We start from the raw sequence: 16494 nt of genomic DNA on the forward strand, positions 1-16494 counted from the left end.
CTGAAATAAATTTACAACTGTCCGAAGTTAGAAAATAAGTAGAGAAAAGTGGCGGCAATTTCTATTTTTGATGTTATATTTTTATACCAAAATGCCCAATCAAGGTTCAAGAACTCTTTTCCTTTCTAGAACTTCGGACAGTTGTAAAATAAATTCAGGATGACTTAAAAATATTTTTTTCTGGATTCCCGCCTTCGCGGGAATGACATACGGCACTTTTTTAGCACCATACAGCAACGCCAATACAACCTTACGCTAACAACTCCTTCGCAGCCATCAAACTAGCATCCGTAATAGAGCGTCCTGAGATCATGCGTGCCAGCTCTTGTTGTCTTTCTAAAATATTCAAAATTTTTACCGTAACTTCCGTCCTTTTTTCTAATTGTAATTTGTTGACCATAATATGATGATCGGCTTTACCCGCTATTTGCGGCTGATGAGTTATAACTATCACTTGTGCAATCGATCCCAAATTTTTTAGTCGCTCTCCAACTTTATCGGCAACTTCTCCGCCGATTCCTGTATCTATTTCATCAAATATAATAGTGGGTTTTATTTGCTTATCAAATAAAGATGTTTTCAAAGCCAACATAAATCTTGACAACTCTCCGCCGGAAGCAATTTTATTAATCGGTGCAATACTCATCCCGGGATTAGTAGACGCCATAAAACTAATATTATCAAGCCCCGTAGCTGCCAGATCGCTTTTGGCAGCTATATCTATCTTAAAAATTGCTTTTTTCATTTTAAGCTGCCCCAGCTCTTTTTGTACTATTTTTTCAAGGCTTTCGGCAGCAACACGGCGTTTAGCCGATATATTTTGTGCTATATTATAATATTCTGCTTGCTTAGCAAACTGTTTTATATTTAATTCTTCGGCACTTGCTACTTTATTTTTCAATATATTTAATTGTCCTATTGATTTATCTAAAAACGCTCCTATCTCATCAGGACGAACATGATATTTGCGGGCAGTTGCCTTTATTAAAAATAATCTTTCTTCTATTTATAATCTTTCTTCTATTTCGTCAAGATTATGTTCATTTTGATTAAAATTATCGGCAATGGCGGCTAATTTTTCTCTAGCTTCTTCTAAATTAGAATAGGCTGCTTCTAGATTTGCCGCAATATTTGCAAATTTTTCACTTTGGTGAGTCGTAGAGCGTGCAAGCAATCTCTCCGCCTTGCTAATTGCACCGTTTATTTCAGGATTATTAATTTGTTCGGAAATATCTTTAATTAACTGCAATTCTTTATCACGACTTTGTAAATTTTGCCTGATATTTACTAGCTTTTCTTCTTCGCCGATTATCACATCAAGCTTTGTTAATTCTTCAATTACAAAAGTTAAATAATCAATTTCTTGATCTATAGAATTTTTTTCTGCGGTGATTTTAGCAATTTCTTTGAGGATATTTTGCCAATCATAAAAACATTTAGCAAGCTCTAAACGTGCCGCTAAAAGCCCGGCGTAATTATCTAAGATATCTAAATGGGTGGAGAGGTCTAACAGAGAAGTATTATTATTTTGTCCGTGAAGCTCTAGTAAATGATTCGCTAATTGTTGCATAGTAGTTTTGTTAACTACTTGGTCATTAATGAAAAAAATTTTTCGATTATTCGGTGTCTGTGTGCATTTAATAAGCAGTATGTCGTCATGTTTAATAAATGCTTGTGCCAAAAAATTTTTTACTTCTTCAGTTAAAGAAAAAACTAAGTTAACAACAGCGTAATCTTTGCCGTGCTTTATTACATTACCGGAAGAGTAACCCAAACAAAATAAAATAGCATCGAGTAAAATAGATTTACCTGCCCCTGTTTCACCGGTAATAACACATAAACCTTTTTTAAACTCAATATCTAGTTCGTCTATCAGAATAAAATTTTTAACTGAAAGACTCTCCAGCATAATTTACCCGCCTAAAGAGCCTTTAATTAATTTATAGGCGTAAGAATACCACTGGCTATTCGGATAATTATAACCGAGTACCGAAGCATATTTTTTAGCTTCATCAGGTAATCCAAGCATTATATAGCTTTCAACGAGGCGATAAAGTGCTTCCGCAGTATGAGACGTAGTTTGATAATTATCTACGACTTGCTGAAATCTATTAATCGCCGCTATCGGGTTTTTTTCATTTAGGTAATAACGCCCGACGGCTATTTCCTTGCCGGCTAAATGATCATTTACTAAATCAATTTTTAAAGACGCGTCAATAGCATATTTGGTTTTAGGGAATTTTAAAATTACGTCCTCAAAACTTTTTTTAGCTAAAAAAGTTCTCGATTGATCAAGGCTTACGTTCGAGATTAGCATATAATATGATAATGCCTTAAGGTAATAGGCATAAGCAATATCTTCGTTAGCCGGATGCAGCGTAATAAAAACATCAAGCACGTCAATCGCTTCATCGTATTGAGAAGCTAAAAACAAGGAATAGGCCTGCATTAACTCAGCCCGAGGAGTAAATTCATTACCCGGATGCTGATAAAAAACCTTACCGAATTCCTCAGAAGCTTTTAGATATTTTTGTTCTTGCAATAAAGCAACACCGCCGTTGTAAAGCTCTTCGACAGGAGTTACTACATCGTTATCCGTTTTTTTGCTTTTACAACCACTTAAGGAAAAACCGATAATAAAAAGAATACTCAGTAATTTTATTAATTTCATAAGAAGCTTTAAGTTTATACTTTAATATTATCTATATACGAAATATAGGGAGTTACACAAGAACATTTTATTTAATTATTAACCTTTTACCGATAATAATCCTACTATAAAATTTATTTATCACCGGATAACGACTTAACTCTAAATTAGTTTAAAATAGTGGTGCCTCTGACCGGACTTGAACCAGCACGCCTTTAGGGCAGTAGATTTTGAGTCTACCGTGTCTACCGTTCCACCACAGAGGCGTATATATGTTGTATACATAATTAATGCTAAAATAACTACATCTTTTTCTGCTGTAAACAATTTTTAACATAAAATTAAATTAGATTAATTATTACTTGAAAAAGAGCCTTTAAAGGGTTATATTATATTAGAAATAATAACTTAATTTTTAAGTAGGTTTGTTTATGTTAGATTACACGAAAACTTTTACGGTTTCATCAAAAAATAAGTCTTTCGATGAAGGGCTTAGAAAATACATGTTGAAAGTTTATAACTACATGGCTTTAGCTCTTTTGTTAACAGGAGTAGCGGCGATTGCCACCGTTTCATATGAGCCTCTTGCTAATTTGATGTTTCAAACCGGTTTCGGCACCATCATAATGTTTGCCCCTTTAGGCATTGCCTTATACTTTTTTATGGGTTTTGGCAAGATGAGTCTGCAAACGGCACAAACGCTGTTTTGGGTTTATGCCGCTTTAACCGGTATGTCGCTTTCTTATTTAAGCCTTATCTATACCGGCGAATCAATAGCTCGCACTTTCTTTATTTGTGCATCGGTTTTTGGCGGAATGAGTTTGTACGGTTATAACACAAATAAAGATTTAACGTCGCTTGGGTCTTTTTGTGCTATGGGGCTTATAGGACTTATTCTTGTATCATTAGTCAATATGTTTTTGCAAAGCTCAGCAATAAGTTTTGCTACTTCTATCGTCGGAGTTGTGGTATTTATGGGGTTAATCGCCTGGGATACGCAAAAAATTAAGTCCATGTATTTTATGGCTGGTAATGATGAATTAGGGCAAAAAATGTCTATTATGGCAGCGTTTAACCTATATTTAGATTTTATTAATCTGTTCCTATATTTGCTTAAATTTTTAGGTAATAGAAGAAATTAGTAACAGTTACGGGGTTACCATCCCTCGCCTGGCATAGCGGGTTGTTGCATGGTTCTAAAAAAGTGCTATATGTCATTCTAGCTAAAAGCGGGAATCTAGAAAAACACTTAAAATAAGCAAAATTATATAAAAATTTACTATATAATTCGCTTAAATATTCTCTGGATTCCCGCTTTCGCGGGAATGACATCAAAAATTCGATCTATGCAACAACGCCGGTCAAGCCCATAACTATTGAAAGTGAGAAAGAGCATCATAAAATATTCTTTATATGAGGTAAAAATTACTACTAATAATGTCGTAATATTATTAGTATTTCTTTCTCTAGTAGTAAAAAATTGTAATAACTTAATTATTACTTTCTCACTTTCAACAGTTATGCGGTCAAGCCACGGTATGACATTGAAACCATTTTTCGAGCCACACAACAACACGCCTACCACAGGAATGACATAAATCACAACTCTTCCCACTTATATCTTTCAATAAATATATTATAATAATTATAATTGACGGTTTTTTGTAGACATGCTTAAATAAAATATTACTATAAGTTTAATTATAGCTAATAAAGATAAATATGGCAGAAGTTAAAAAAAATCCGGAAGAAGTTAAAAAACTCGCTGAGCAAATAAAAGAAGCTTTAGTAGGCATTAGCGATGAATATGAACTTGAATCCGAAGAGGCGGAAAAAATCTTTGAAGAACTTAGCCAGAATGAGCAATTTGAGCAAGATATCGAACAGATACTAGCACTTTTAAATGAACAAACTATGGATTTAACTAAATTACAATCACAAATTATTTTATTGATTCGTAAGTATTTTGGCAGGACAAAAAATGTCAACTTTAAAATTAGTGAGAAACTTATTAATAAAAATGTTGCCGATGTAAGTAATTATTTAATGCAACAACATTCTAAGCTTGTCCAGGATGCTACCAAAGGACTTGCCAATTCAAAAGATAAATTGCAAGGCATTAGCAAGGAATCTAGAATAAATTTAAAACGATTGATTAAAAGCTTCGCTGTTTATCAAATTTATATGTTTATGAATCCCAAAAGAATAGCAGGCGAAACAAAAAAAATGAACTTTGCTTATAACATGATAAGGGGAGGAATGGATTTAGCTAAAAAATATGAAGGCGGTAAACCGCGTGATGTAAAATCATATTCCCCCAAGCTGATTAAAAAACTTGAGCAAGCTCATATCGGCTTTAGTAAAAAAGGCGGAAGATCGATTTTCTAAGCCAAGAATAGTAGTTGCATGGATCATAATTTACCGTATTATGGTTATTACAAGTATGGTGTCATACCGTGGCTTGACCACGGTATCCAGAAAAAACCTTAATAAAAAGACTGGATGCCGTGATCAAGGAACTAGAATGACACCGTACGCTTTGCAAAAATTCGATCCATGCAACAAAGCTGCCAAGAATTGGCAATATTAAAACTATCAGGTAAAAACAAAGTATTTTTGCTTAAAACGGCATTTTAAAGCCGGGCGGTAAATTTAAGCCATTAAAGCACCTGATAAAGAATTCTGAGAATCCTGATCACATTTTTGCTTTGCATCGTTAATAGCAACCTTGATTAAATCCTCTAAAATTTCTTTTTCTTCTTCCTTTAATAAAGATGCATCTATTAAAACTTTCTCAATTTCCCCACGCCCTGTTGCAACTATTTCTACAAGCCCGCCGCCTGCCTTACCGGTATATTTAGTATTTGCCATCTGCTCTTGAGCTTCCTGCATTTTCTTTTGCATTGCTTGAGCTTGTTTAAAAAACTGATTAATATTTACCATATATTTATACTCCTGAAAATGAATGGCTGATAGACTATATCTTTAATTTTTAAGCAATATATCCGAAATTATCGAACTAGGAAAATGTTTTTTAATTAATTCTAAATCTTTACTTGCTTCTATTTTATTAGTTAATTGACTTTTTAAATTTTGAATTTCTAACTGTTTAGTAACTAGCACCTCAAATTTTTCTTTGCTCCAACTAAATAGCAATTCGCTAATTTGTTGTTTTGCTTTGCTCGTAATATTAGGACCGACGATTCTTAGTTTATTATTAGCAAAACTTTTTATTTCAACTTCATTTAATAATAAATAATATATTTCCATTTCATTACTTTGATGGAGATATTTAAGAAAATCTATAATTTTATAATCCTCTTTAACCTGAGGCACCTGGGTACTAACAGGGGTGCTAACGCTTGCTAGCTCCTCCATCGACGGCAAAGATTGGGAATAAATAGATTTTATTACTAGCATCTCCGTTTCAGTTAATTGATTATAGGAAATTTTAACTTCCTGAATAGCTTTGCTATATATCTGCCAAAGAACCGATAAACGCAAGAAACTAATTTTAGCTAAAATATCTTTAATTTCGCTAAAAGATTCATATATTGGCAGGCTATAATTAGGTAGCATTTTTACCTTATTAAGATAAGCTATAAAATCCGCTACCGATTCAATAAAAATTTCAAGATTAGCGGAAGACATATAAAGTTTATCCACTAAGGCAATGGCACTTGTTACGTCTCTATTAATTACGTAATTAAAAAATTCTATGATAACGGCAATATCGACTAACCCAAGTATTTGGTTAATCATTTGACAAGTGATTAAACCGTCCGACTTTGCCGACATACCGGCAGCTTGATCTAAAATAGAAACCGCATCTCTTGCTGACCCATCGGATTTAGCAGCAATTATTTTTAAAGCGGCAGGCTCTACCTTTAAACTTTCCTTATCTGAAATAAAGGTAAGTAAATTGAAAATTTCCTCAAATGTTAGCCTTCTTAAATCATATCTTTGGCATCTTGAGATAATAGTAGAAGGAATTTTTTGTGCCTCGGTGGTCGCAAAAATAAATATTATATGAGGCGGCGGCTCTTCTAAAGTTTTAAGTAGTGCGTTAAAAGCACCTTTAGAAAGCATATGCACTTCATCGATAATGAAGATTTTATATTGCGAGAGCAAAGGTTTATATTCAGCCGATTCTATTACTTTACGTATATCCTCAACACTAGTGCGACTTGCGGCATCAATTTCGATTATATCAGGGTGATTATGGTTATTAAAGCTTATGCAATTTGAGCATAGCTCGCATGTTCTAATATTTATGCCTTCGGTAATTAAGGCGGTGCAGTTAACGGTTTTGGCAATAATACGTGCAGAACTAGTTTTACCGACTCCTCGAATACCGGTTAAAAGGTAACCTTGAGCAAGACGATTATTGAGAATAGTATGGCTTAAAATTTTTACTAATATTTCTTGCCCTTGCAGCTCAAAGAAGTTGCTAGGACGATATTTTCTAGCAAAAGGAATATATTGAACGGATGATTTCACAGTTAAAACTTTTTGGTATTGTGTACGCAACTTCATTCATTGTACGAATTGCCCAAACGTCATCGCAAGGAGACATTGGCGTTGTTGCATGGCTCGAATTTTCGATGTCATTCCTGCGAAAGCAGGAATCCAGAAAAAACACTTAAAATAAGCAAAATTATATAAAAATTTACTATATAATTCGCTTAAATATTCTCTGGATTCCTGCTTTCGCAGGAATGACATATAGCACTTTTTTTGATCCATGCAACAATACCGGCATGACACCGTGTACGCTTTGCAAAAATTCGAGCCACGCAACAACGCCAACGACTCCGGTGCAATAACAATTTAGTATACTACGCAGGAATGAATCCCGACCAATTCTTGAAATACTAGCAGTGACCCACTAAATCTTACTTTGGCTGCTTTCTTTCGAACCTGACCACCTGAATAAAACCAATGCCCACCGCTAGCATAAATAACATAACTTGTTTTGTTTAAAGAAACAAGTACTAACTAACAACGCTAATATATTTTTTTTCTATTGCAGATTTATCTAATCGTTCCGGCGGACCGAATATTTCAGGGCTTCTTAGCTTAAACAAATCATCGGCAAATTTTTGTACTTTAACGATTTTATTGAATGTAATAGTAATAATATTGCCGTCTTCAAATATTTTCATCATTTGCAGCTGTTTTGTAGATTTATTAAAAGTGATCTCGCTACGGCGTTCCGTTAAACTATGATAAATAGTAATTTTAAAAATATTGTCTTTATCTATTGCCGATTTAAAAGTGAAATGCTTGTCAAACCCTTCTTTATCTTCTAGCAAAAAATTAAATATATTTTCAGCCGTCTTAACTCGGCTTGCTTGTTGCATATCATAATCATATATCGATACGTAATTTTTATTGCCGATAATAACGAGTGGAAAAGGTGGATAATAATTACAACGAAATTTATGAGGCTTATTTATTAATAATTTTCCTTCGGCTTTATTGCCGTGCGAATCTTCTTGAGTAAAATCTATGGCTACAGATTTTATTTCACGTAAATACGTTTTAAATTGCAAAATAGCTTCGTTATTTACGGCACTTGCGGTAGATACACCCACCAAGAAACAAAGAATAATTAAAGAAAATAGTTTTTTCATTTTGATATTTGGGTGTTTTATTTTACAATACACAATCCAATACATAATTAAAACTTAAATATTTTATGAAAATTACCGCTAAAATTGCTGCCTTGAAAGAAAGAGCCGAGAATGAAACACGCACCGCTATTACCCCTGAAGTAGCAGGGCTTTTGGTTAAAAAAGGCTTTTTGGTTGTAGTGGAAAAAGATATTGGTTTACTTGCCGGTTTTTTAGATAAAGACTATAGCGATGTCGGAGCAAAAATTTCGGCAGTTCCTCTTGAGATTATTTCAGATGCCGACATTATATTAAAAGTACAGCCGTCGCCTTTAACTGATAAATATAGTGAATTAGTATTTGCCAAACCAAACACAATTATTATCGGGCTATTATCTCCTTATTTAAATCGTGATTATATTACGCAATTAGCCAAAAAAAATCTGATCGGTATTGCTATGGAGTTAGTACCTCGAATTACTAAAGCACAAAATATGGATGCTTTATCATCTCAAAGTAATTTAGCGGGTTATAGAGCCGTAATCGAAGCAAGTTATCATTCACTAGGGGCTTCCCGATGATGATGACGGCAGCCGGCACAATCACGCCGTGTAAAACGCTGGTACTCGGCATCGGCGTTGCAGGATTGCAAGCTATCGCCACCGCTAAAAGGCTTGGTAGTGCCGTTGCCGGCTATGATGTGCGAACAGCCACAAAAGAGCAGGTAGAAAGTCTGGGGGCAAAATTTGTCTCACCGGAGCTAAGTAATGATTTGCAAGATAAATCAGGATATGCTTCTGAAGCGTCAAGTGATGACAAAGTTAAACAAGAAGAATTTTTAGCAAAAATAATTAAAAATTACGATATAGTTATTACTACGGCACAAATTCCGGGAAAAAAAGCACCTATATTAGTCACGGAACAAATGGTTGCTTCCATGAAATACGGCTCAGTAATTGTTGATATTGCAACTTCTACCGGCGGCAATGTTGAAGGTTCAAAACTCGATCAAATTATTGTTAAAAACGGCGTTACGATAATAGGACTATCAAATTTAGCCGGCAAGGTCACGACTGATGCTTCTAAATTATATTCTAAGAATTTATATAATTTATTAAATTATGCATTTCAGGACGGTAATTTTAATATCGACGATGAATTAGTGCAACAAATGCTACTTACTAAAGACGGTCAAATTGTTCATGAAAAATCCCGTACATAATTTAGTATATAGGGGGCTGGACGACGTTGTTGCATGGATCAAGAAAAGTGCTATATGTCATTCCCGCGAAGGCGGGAATCCAGAAAAAACACTTAAAATAAGCAAAATTATATAAAAATTTACTATATAGTTCGTTTAAATATTCTCTGGATTCCCGCTTTCGCGGGAATGACATTAAAAATTCGAGCCATGTATCAACGCTAATACCTCACGGGAATAACATAGAACATGTTTTAACCTGCTATTCTAAATGCAAAAGAAATAGAGAAGTCTATTTTAATTTTTGTAACTTTTCTTGTACGGCATTCTGACGTAATCGGTTTTTTAGGCTCGGAAAATCAATTATCTCAGCGTTTTGATCTTGGCAACTACAGGCAAAAATATAACTTTTATCTCCTTTAACTTTTTGCACGCACTGCCCGCAAATTCCTTTCATCATACATTGCATTGAAGCATTAACGCTAACAATTAACTCGACATTTTCACCAAATACTTCATTCTTTATATTACTTACCGCTTCCATCATCTCAGCAGAGCCAATAGCTAGTACCCTATCTATTTGAAAAAAATCTTCTCCTTGTGTTTGCATGTATTTAATGCCGTCTATTACAGTGCCTTTAATGCATAGATTCCTGCCTGTGCGGGAATGACATTTTTGCTCTTCCTCATAACACCAAACTACTTTATCTGCTATTTCTTCAATTTTTTCTGCATAAAATCTATCGGCTAATTTCTTATAACCGGCAAAATAGGTAATTCGGCAATTATTTTTCTTCAAAGCTTGACCGATACTTAGTAAAACCGCATTACCGAGTCCGCCGCCGACTAGCACCATATTACTATCTTTCAATATTTCGGTCGGTGTGCCGGTCGGTCCCATCAAAGCCACAGCTTCACCTACAGAGAGATATCTACATAAATTACTAGATTGACCGCTTTCAAGAATTATCAAATAAATTAAATTTTTCTCCAAATCAACATATGCACCGGTAAGAGCTAACGGCTCCATTAATTTGGTTACGTCATCCGAATAATTTTGTAGGCGGAAAAATTGCCCCGGCTTAAAATTTTGCACAGCTAGCGGCGAATGAATTACCAACTCAACTATTTTATCCGATAAAATATTTATTTTTTCAATTTTGCTATTTAGTAGATAATCAAGCTTAGCAAAAAATCCTTTACAATCTTCTAATCTAAAAAGTTTGTCATTCCGTAGCTTGACCGGCACTGTTGCATGGCTCGAATTTTTGATGTCATTCCCGCGAAGGCGGGAATCCAGAGAGTATTTAAGCGAATTATATAGTAAATTTTTATATAATTTTGCTTGTTTTAAGTGTTTTTTCTGGATTCCCGCCTTCGCGGGAATGACATACGGCACTTTTTTCGAGCTATGCAACAACGCCGGCTTGACCACGGAATCCAGCCTCTTATTGATAGCTTCATACCCTTCTTTACTACTAGCAAGTGCCTTAACTACACTACCGGCATATTTGGGGTCACAATCACCAAAGTAACTATATCTTTCTTTCGGTGATTCAATTTTTGCATTTTCAGTGCCGACTGCCATAATTACGGTTTTGGCTTTTACTTGTATAATTTTTTCTGGATTCCCACCTTCGCGGGAATGACATTGAGGGCGGGAATGACAGCTAAACTCTACAGATTCTACATAATCATATTTATCGACGTTAATAGCGTGCAACTGCATATTTTCAATAAAATTTACACCTACCGCCATAGCTTGCATTAACTCCTCGTGATTTAATCTATAAGCAGGAGAATTTTGTAAACTTCCACGATAATAAATAGTAATCCCGCCAAGGTTGTTAAAAATTTGCCTTACTTCGTAAAAGTCTTTTGCATTCTTAAATAATTTAGCATGACTAATAAATTCCTCGGCTATTTCTCTGTCTTCCGGCGTCCAAGCTTTTTCAACATAAGCTTTGCCGTGTTTTTTAACCGCTAACTCATAATTAGCAAAAAACTTTGCTACTTGCATTTTATAGTAATAAAAACTTTCCGTTGCCGCATCGAGAGAAGTAAGCCCGCCGCCAATTATCACTATCGGCATCCTAATCACCATATTAGTAATAGATTTCTCTAAAAATGCTCCGCTACTTTGCAACGTCATAAGAAAATCGGAAGCTGTTTTAACCCCCTTAGCAGCAAAATTATCTGTTTCCGGAATTTTAGGCTGCCCTGCTCCGCTGCAAAAAGCTATATGGTCAAAGCCGAATGCAAAAGCTTGTGAGGACGTTATATTACTACCTAAACGCACCGCACCGTAATATTTAAAATTATTATTTCGTTCTAATGTTAACCGTAATATATCCAAATTATTTTTATCCCACCTGCTAGTGATGCCGTATTCGGCTACACCGCCAAAACCTTTCGGGACTCTTTCGGATAATCGGTTTTTATATTCCGACCAGTATTTTATAGGCTTATTAACATCAAACGGCAGCGGCGTAATTTTTAAGCCGTCTATTGCCACCACGTTATGACCGGAGCGTAATAAATAATAGCTAAGACTAAAACCGGCCGGTCCTAGCCCAGTGACTAACACATTATAGCCGGTTGATTCTTTTGGCAGAGGGGTAGCAATATTCAGAGGATTCCAACGAGTGAGAAGTAAATATATCTCAAGCCCGTAAGGTAAATTAAGCGTTTCCTCTAAAATATTTGACTCAATTAACGGAATATTTACCGGCTCTTGCTTCTGATAAATACACGCTTTTGAACAATCATTACAAATTTTATGACCGGTCGCCGCCACCATCGGGTTATCGATAACGATAATCGCCAGAGCCGCTAAATTAAAGCCTTGTGCTTTAACGTAATTCATCTCGGAAATTTTTTGTTTTAACGGGCAGCCTTCAGTGTCATTGCGAGGAGGAGCAAAGCCTTTAGAACATGAATCTTTTTCTTGCTTGTGGCAGTAAATGCAGTAATGAGCATGATTTAAAGCGGCATTTAGATTAACGGAAGGATCGAAATAATCAAAACCATCTCTGACGCTTTTTTGGTATTTCGCTATTTTTTTAGGATCGATTAGGTTATCTTTATCGAGTTTTTGGGGTGTGGTGAATAATACACCATCGTCTCTTATGTCATCCCCGTGAAAACGGGGATCCAGACTTAATTTTTCTGGATTCCCGCTTTTGCGGGAATGACATCGATCATAAACCCTACATGCCGCATATTTAGCTGCTATTTCTAACTCTTTTGAAAACTTCCCTTCCTCTAATTGCCATTTAATTACTTGCTTGGCAAATTCTTTGGAAGTAAAATTTTCTCCTAAAAGGTTAGTTAACGCCGTAAAAATATTCTCAAAATCAATTTCTTTTATTTTTTCGATAGGATATTTTTTTAACGCATAACGCTGAATGAATTTTCTTTTACATTCATAAATTACGTCAAATTCTTTATGACGCTGTCTTAATTCACTAACCGCTTTAGAAATATTAAATAATTCAGCTAAAAAATCGTCTAAAAAAGGGGCAATTTTTAATAAAAAATCCGAATAATCTTTTGGTGGGATATTATGAGGATTAGATCGCAAAAATAAAATATCGTTATATAGAGACTTATCACCTTCAAGAAGAAAACTTAAAAATATCTGATCTAATTTTTTAAGACCCTCTAAATCTAAATTGTTAAAATCTAGATTAAAACTGAGCTTCATAGATAATAAATAACTTTTTTAGAAAAGCGTTTATAGATAAGATAGCTTATACAAACGGTAATAAATGCCACGATAATAGATTTAATAACTAATATTAAATCCGGTAATCTTCCTTCAATTACTAAAAACTGTGCCGGTCTAATAACCAAAAAGAACGGATTAAGCTCAAAGAATATCTTTTTAGATTCCGGTATCATAGAATATGGGTAGATAATCGGAATAGTCCAGTAAACCACACTTAAAATAACGTTTAATATCTGTGGGATATCTCGGATATAAGGAGTTAAAAACGCCACCGCAATAGAACCGCTAACTACACAAACTATTAACGGTAATATAAGGATCGGCATAAAAATTATTTGCCAGCTAAATTTTTCCGGAAATAATAAAATAAATGCAAAATACATCGCCGAGAATGAACAAATTAAATTGTAAACTTGTGCTAAACTATCAGCTACCGGAAAGAAAGTTTTTGAAATTCCGACTTTTTTAACTATTTGGTCACGCACTACTAGTGAATTTGACGAGATAGTTAGGCTGCTTACTATAAAAGTCCATAAAGGGATACCTCCTACTAAATTCATTATCATGAATTCCCTTGGCTGTTTTAATAGAAAAGCAAAAAAGTAAGAAATTACCATTATATGGACAAAAGGCTGTATCAAACTCCATAAAGACCCCAAAAAAGAATCCTTATTTTGGCGAGCTATAGAAGTCTTAACTAATAATATTACTGATCGCCAGTATTTTTTGGAAAAAAAATACTTTATCATTTATGAGTTTCTCTATTAAAAATTTTAAACATTTCAGTCGGGTCACCGTCGCCGACAATACTGCCCTCTTGTAATAAAATACATCTATTACAATTATCCTTAATAATATCTTCTTGATGACTGACGATTATTGAAATAGGCGTATTTTTAAATTTATTTTTCATCAAGCTAAGCGATTTCTCTATAAAATAATTATCACCTGCCGCAAAAATTTCGTCAAGTAAAAGAATCTGAGGGTTTTGAAATATTGATACCGAAAAAGCAAGGCGTGATAGCATTCCGGAACTATAATTTTTTATCGGTAAATCAATTTTACTACCAAGCTCGGAAAATTCTATAATTTCTTGCTCAACCTCTTTGCTATATTTATCTAACATATTACTATATAGCATCAGCATTTTAATATTTTCACGACCCGTTTGTTCAGGTTCAAAACCGACTCCCATATCAATAATCGCCGCAATATTTCCGTGAACTTTTATTTTACCGGATTTTAACGGGTAAATTCCCGCTATTACCTTTAGAAGAGAGCTTTTACCGGAACCGTTACTACCGATAAAAGCTATTTTTTCTCCTTGATAACAAGAAAAATTAATATCATGTAATATGGGAATATTTAAAGAAAATAAATCTCCTTTGCCTAAAAAAAAGTGTTTTAACCCTTGTGCTCGTTTTCTGGTGTCAATCCCTTCAATGCAACCGTCCGTTATTTCTATAAATACATTTGAATGTTTAAGTGACATAATGACGCTAATTAGTATTAAATAGATTTATTAAGCCATTCTAAAATAGATTTTTTTTCCGACGCACCTATTTTAATATCGGCTTGTTTGCCTTCTTTAAACAGGATCAGCGTTGGGATACTACGTATGCCGTATTTTGAAGGGGTTTCAGGATTTTCTTCAATATCCATTTTTAGAATTTTTACCTTACCCTGCAATTCTTGACTTAATTGTTCTATTATCGGTGTTAGCATCTTACATGGACCACACCATTCTGCCCAAAAATCAATTAATACCGGTAAATCGGATTTTAATACTTCTTCTTCAAAAGACTTGTCTGTTACGTTATTTGCCATAATTCCCCTAATTTTTAAGTTTTCGATGTCATTCCGGTGTCTTTAATATGTCATTCTAGCTAAAGGCGGGAATCCAGAGAATATTTAAATGAATTATATAGTAAATTTTTATATAATTCTGCCTATTTTAAGTGTTTTTTCTGGATTCCCGCCTTTAGCTAGAATGACATACTGATGCTTTTGTATGTATGGAATCACATCTTTATCTAACTCAAATTATAAGGCACGCTTTCATAGTTGTAAATAATGAAAATTTTTTATTTTGCATAGATAATTTTTTTTCGATTATAATATATCTTCATTATCAAGGCGGCTGTTTCCTCTATTGATTTTGTCGATACGTCTATTACCGGCCAATTTTTCTGCTGACAAATTCTTTTAACTTCTAAACATTCTTCTTGAACTGTTTTAAAATCCGTATAGTTAGTACTTTCATTAATTTGTAATAGATTCATCCGTGCCTCACGTATTTGAATAAGCCTATTAGGATTAATAACGAGTCCTACCACTAATTGCTCGGTGGCTTTTTCCAAAAAATCAGGAAAAGGGCAGTTATAAACATAAGGGATATTTGCCGTTTTTAAGCCGTTATAGGCTAAATATACAGAAGTAGGGGTTTTTGAAGTTCTCGAAGGTCCTATTAAAATAACGTCGGCCTCTGCTAGTTCGCTAAGCATTTGCCCGTCGTCATGCCTAATAGCGTAATCAATAGCATCAACCGTATCAAAATAGGTCTTATCGAATTTATATCTATAACTTTGTTCTTTTTCTATTTCTATTCCTGAAAATGCCGACACTTCTTTAATAATTTTACCTATTATCGAAATACACGGAATTTTTAGCTCATAGCAAAATTTCATTAATGTTTTACGTAATTCTTGATCTGCAATAGTGTATAAAACCATACCGTGCTTGGAGTCAATTTTATTTAATACCTCTTTCAATAATTCTAGATTTCTAATCATCGGCCAATGGTATAATTTTGGTCTAATAGTAGCAAATTGAGCAAGAGCAGAATTTGCTGCATATTTAGCAGTTTGTACTGAAGAGTCTGAAACAAGGTGAATAATCAGCTTTGTCATGGGTCACATATGTTATTGTGGATAATTTTCTTAATAACTTATTATTATTGTATTAATTTCCGTTAAAATAAGCTCTAAACCCTTATTAGATAAAGCTTTTCAGTCCTAATTTTCCTTGAGTGATTAATTTGTGGATAAAATTGTGAATAAATACCTAAATGCTTTGTAAAATACAGTTTTCAAGAGGTATAAACAAATCTTACACTTAGTTATCCACTTTATAGAAGCTACTATAAATTTATGTGAATAATTGTTATAATCACTAAATAACTTAAGGTAATTTGAAAAAGAATTTTGTTGATAACTATGTTGAAAAGAATTAATCTACATAATATCGTCTCCATATACAACTATAAAGAATATATTTAATATAGTTATTTAGTAGTAAC

10 protein-coding genes, 1 tRNA gene, 1 other RNA gene and 3 pseudogenes are annotated in these 16494 nt (G+C 34.0%); 3 read left to right on the plus strand and 12 right to left on the minus strand.

Annotation, left to right across the window (positions count from 1 at the left end; genetic code table 11):
- Nucleotides 1–250 precede the first annotated feature (250 nt).
- The 3 genes and pseudogenes from recN to AAGD48_RS10510 all read right to left on the minus strand — a co-directional run bounded on the left by recN (nt 251) and on the right by AAGD48_RS10510 (nt 2916).
- Nucleotides 251–1909 (minus strand): annotated as a pseudogene (recN, locus tag AAGD48_RS10500) (DNA repair protein RecN).
- A 3-nt stretch (nt 1910–1912) separates the two neighbouring features.
- Nucleotides 1913–2671 (minus strand): outer membrane protein assembly factor BamD, encoded by a 759-nt coding sequence (locus AAGD48_RS10505; RefSeq protein ID WP_341789938.1) that lies wholly within the window; start codon nt 2669–2671, stop codon nt 1913–1915.
- Nucleotides 2672–2831: 160 nt separating this feature from the next.
- Nucleotides 2832–2916, minus strand: a tRNA-Leu gene (locus AAGD48_RS10510).
- Nucleotides 2917–3081: 165 nt separating this feature from the next.
- On the opposite strand from AAGD48_RS10510, the gene AAGD48_RS10515 reads away from it, so the two are divergent.
- Both AAGD48_RS10515 and AAGD48_RS10520 read left to right on the plus strand, forming a co-directional pair.
- Nucleotides 3082–3792 carry a Bax inhibitor-1/YccA family protein gene (locus tag AAGD48_RS10515; RefSeq protein WP_341789939.1) on the plus strand — a complete coding sequence of 237 codons (711 nt, stop codon included), beginning with the start codon at nt 3082–3084 and terminating at the stop codon, nt 3790–3792.
- 580 nt (nt 3793–4372) lie between these two features.
- Nucleotides 4373–5038: a DUF5394 family protein gene (locus tag AAGD48_RS10520; RefSeq protein ID WP_341789940.1), complete on the plus strand. Its 666-nt coding sequence runs from the start codon at nt 4373–4375 to the stop codon at nt 5036–5038.
- Between the two features lie 232 nt (nt 5039–5270).
- Here the strand turns inward: AAGD48_RS10520 and AAGD48_RS10525 are convergent.
- The 4 genes and pseudogenes from AAGD48_RS10525 to AAGD48_RS10540 all read right to left on the minus strand — a co-directional run bounded on the left by AAGD48_RS10525 (nt 5271) and on the right by AAGD48_RS10540 (nt 8286).
- Nucleotides 5271–5593, minus strand: a pseudogene (locus tag AAGD48_RS10525) (YbaB/EbfC family nucleoid-associated protein).
- Nucleotides 5594–5635: 42 nt separating this feature from the next.
- Nucleotides 5636–7186 (minus strand): DNA polymerase III subunit gamma/tau, encoded by a 1551-nt coding sequence (gene dnaX, locus AAGD48_RS10530; protein WP_341789941.1) that lies wholly within the window; start codon nt 7184–7186, stop codon nt 5636–5638.
- A 330-nt stretch (nt 7187–7516) separates the two neighbouring features.
- An RNA gene (gene ffs, locus AAGD48_RS10535) (signal recognition particle sRNA small type) lies at nt 7517–7610 on the minus strand.
- 34 nt (nt 7611–7644) lie between these two features.
- Entirely contained in the window at nt 7645–8286 is a 642-nt protein-coding gene (locus tag AAGD48_RS10540) for an outer membrane lipoprotein carrier protein LolA (RefSeq protein WP_341789942.1), read from the minus strand.
- Between the two features lie 65 nt (nt 8287–8351).
- Here AAGD48_RS10540 and AAGD48_RS10545 point away from each other — a divergent pair.
- Nucleotides 8352–9487 (plus strand): annotated as a pseudogene (locus AAGD48_RS10545) (NAD(P) transhydrogenase subunit alpha).
- A gap of 271 nt (nt 9488–9758) precedes the next feature.
- Here AAGD48_RS10545 and AAGD48_RS10550 read toward each other — a convergent pair.
- From AAGD48_RS10550 to AAGD48_RS10570, 5 genes are all read right to left on the minus strand, one after another.
- The gene (locus AAGD48_RS10550) at nt 9759–13172 is read right to left on the minus strand and encodes an FAD-dependent oxidoreductase (RefSeq protein ID WP_341789943.1); all 3414 of its coding nucleotides are present in this window, start codon (nt 13170–13172) and stop codon (nt 9759–9761) included.
- Entirely contained in the window at nt 13169–13945 is a 777-nt protein-coding gene (locus tag AAGD48_RS10555; RefSeq protein WP_341789944.1) for an ABC transporter permease, read from the minus strand. Before AAGD48_RS10555 ends, AAGD48_RS10550 begins: the two co-directional genes overlap by 4 nt.
- Entirely contained in the window at nt 13942–14688 is a 747-nt protein-coding gene (locus AAGD48_RS10560; RefSeq protein ID WP_341789945.1) for an ABC transporter ATP-binding protein, read from the minus strand. The genes AAGD48_RS10555 and AAGD48_RS10560 overlap by 4 nt, the downstream gene beginning before the upstream one ends.
- A 17-nt stretch (nt 14689–14705) precedes the next feature.
- Nucleotides 14706–15023, minus strand: a complete 318-nt coding sequence (gene trxA, locus AAGD48_RS10565; RefSeq protein WP_341789946.1) for a thioredoxin — start codon at nt 15021–15023, stop codon at nt 14706–14708.
- A 257-nt stretch (nt 15024–15280) separates the two neighbouring features.
- On the minus strand, nt 15281–16105 hold the full coding sequence (locus AAGD48_RS10570) for a pyruvate, water dikinase regulatory protein (protein WP_341789947.1): 825 nt from the start codon (nt 16103–16105) through the stop codon (nt 15281–15283).
- Nucleotides 16106–16494 lie beyond the last annotated feature (389 nt).

This window comes from Rickettsia endosymbiont of Polydrusus tereticollis, assembly GCF_964026385.1.
Lineage (GTDB): Bacteria > Pseudomonadota > Alphaproteobacteria > Rickettsiales > Rickettsiaceae > Rickettsia.

Coding starts and splice junctions, on each gene's coding strand:
- AAGD48_RS10505 (WP_341789938.1), bottom strand. CDS start 2,671: ATGAAATTAATAAAATTACTGAGTATTCTTTTTATTATCGGTTTTTCC.
- AAGD48_RS10515 (WP_341789939.1), top strand. CDS start 3,082: ATGTTAGATTACACGAAAACTTTTACGGTTTCATCAAAAAATAAGTCT.
- AAGD48_RS10520 (WP_341789940.1), top strand. CDS start 4,373: ATGGCAGAAGTTAAAAAAAATCCGGAAGAAGTTAAAAAACTCGCTGAG.
- dnaX (WP_341789941.1), bottom strand. CDS start 7,186: ATGAAGTTGCGTACACAATACCAAAAAGTTTTAACTGTGAAATCATCC.
- AAGD48_RS10540 (WP_341789942.1), bottom strand. CDS start 8,286: ATGAAAAAACTATTTTCTTTAATTATTCTTTGTTTCTTGGTGGGTGTA.
- AAGD48_RS10550 (WP_341789943.1), bottom strand. CDS start 13,172: ATGAAGCTCAGTTTTAATCTAGATTTTAACAATTTAGATTTAGAGGGT.
- AAGD48_RS10555 (WP_341789944.1), bottom strand. CDS start 13,945: ATGATAAAGTATTTTTTTTCCAAAAAATACTGGCGATCAGTAATATTA.
- AAGD48_RS10560 (WP_341789945.1), bottom strand. CDS start 14,688: ATGTCACTTAAACATTCAAATGTATTTATAGAAATAACGGACGGTTGC.
- trxA (WP_341789946.1), bottom strand. CDS start 15,023: ATGGCAAATAACGTAACAGACAAGTCTTTTGAAGAAGAAGTATTAAAA.
- AAGD48_RS10570 (WP_341789947.1), bottom strand. CDS start 16,105: ATGACAAAGCTGATTATTCACCTTGTTTCAGACTCTTCAGTACAAACT.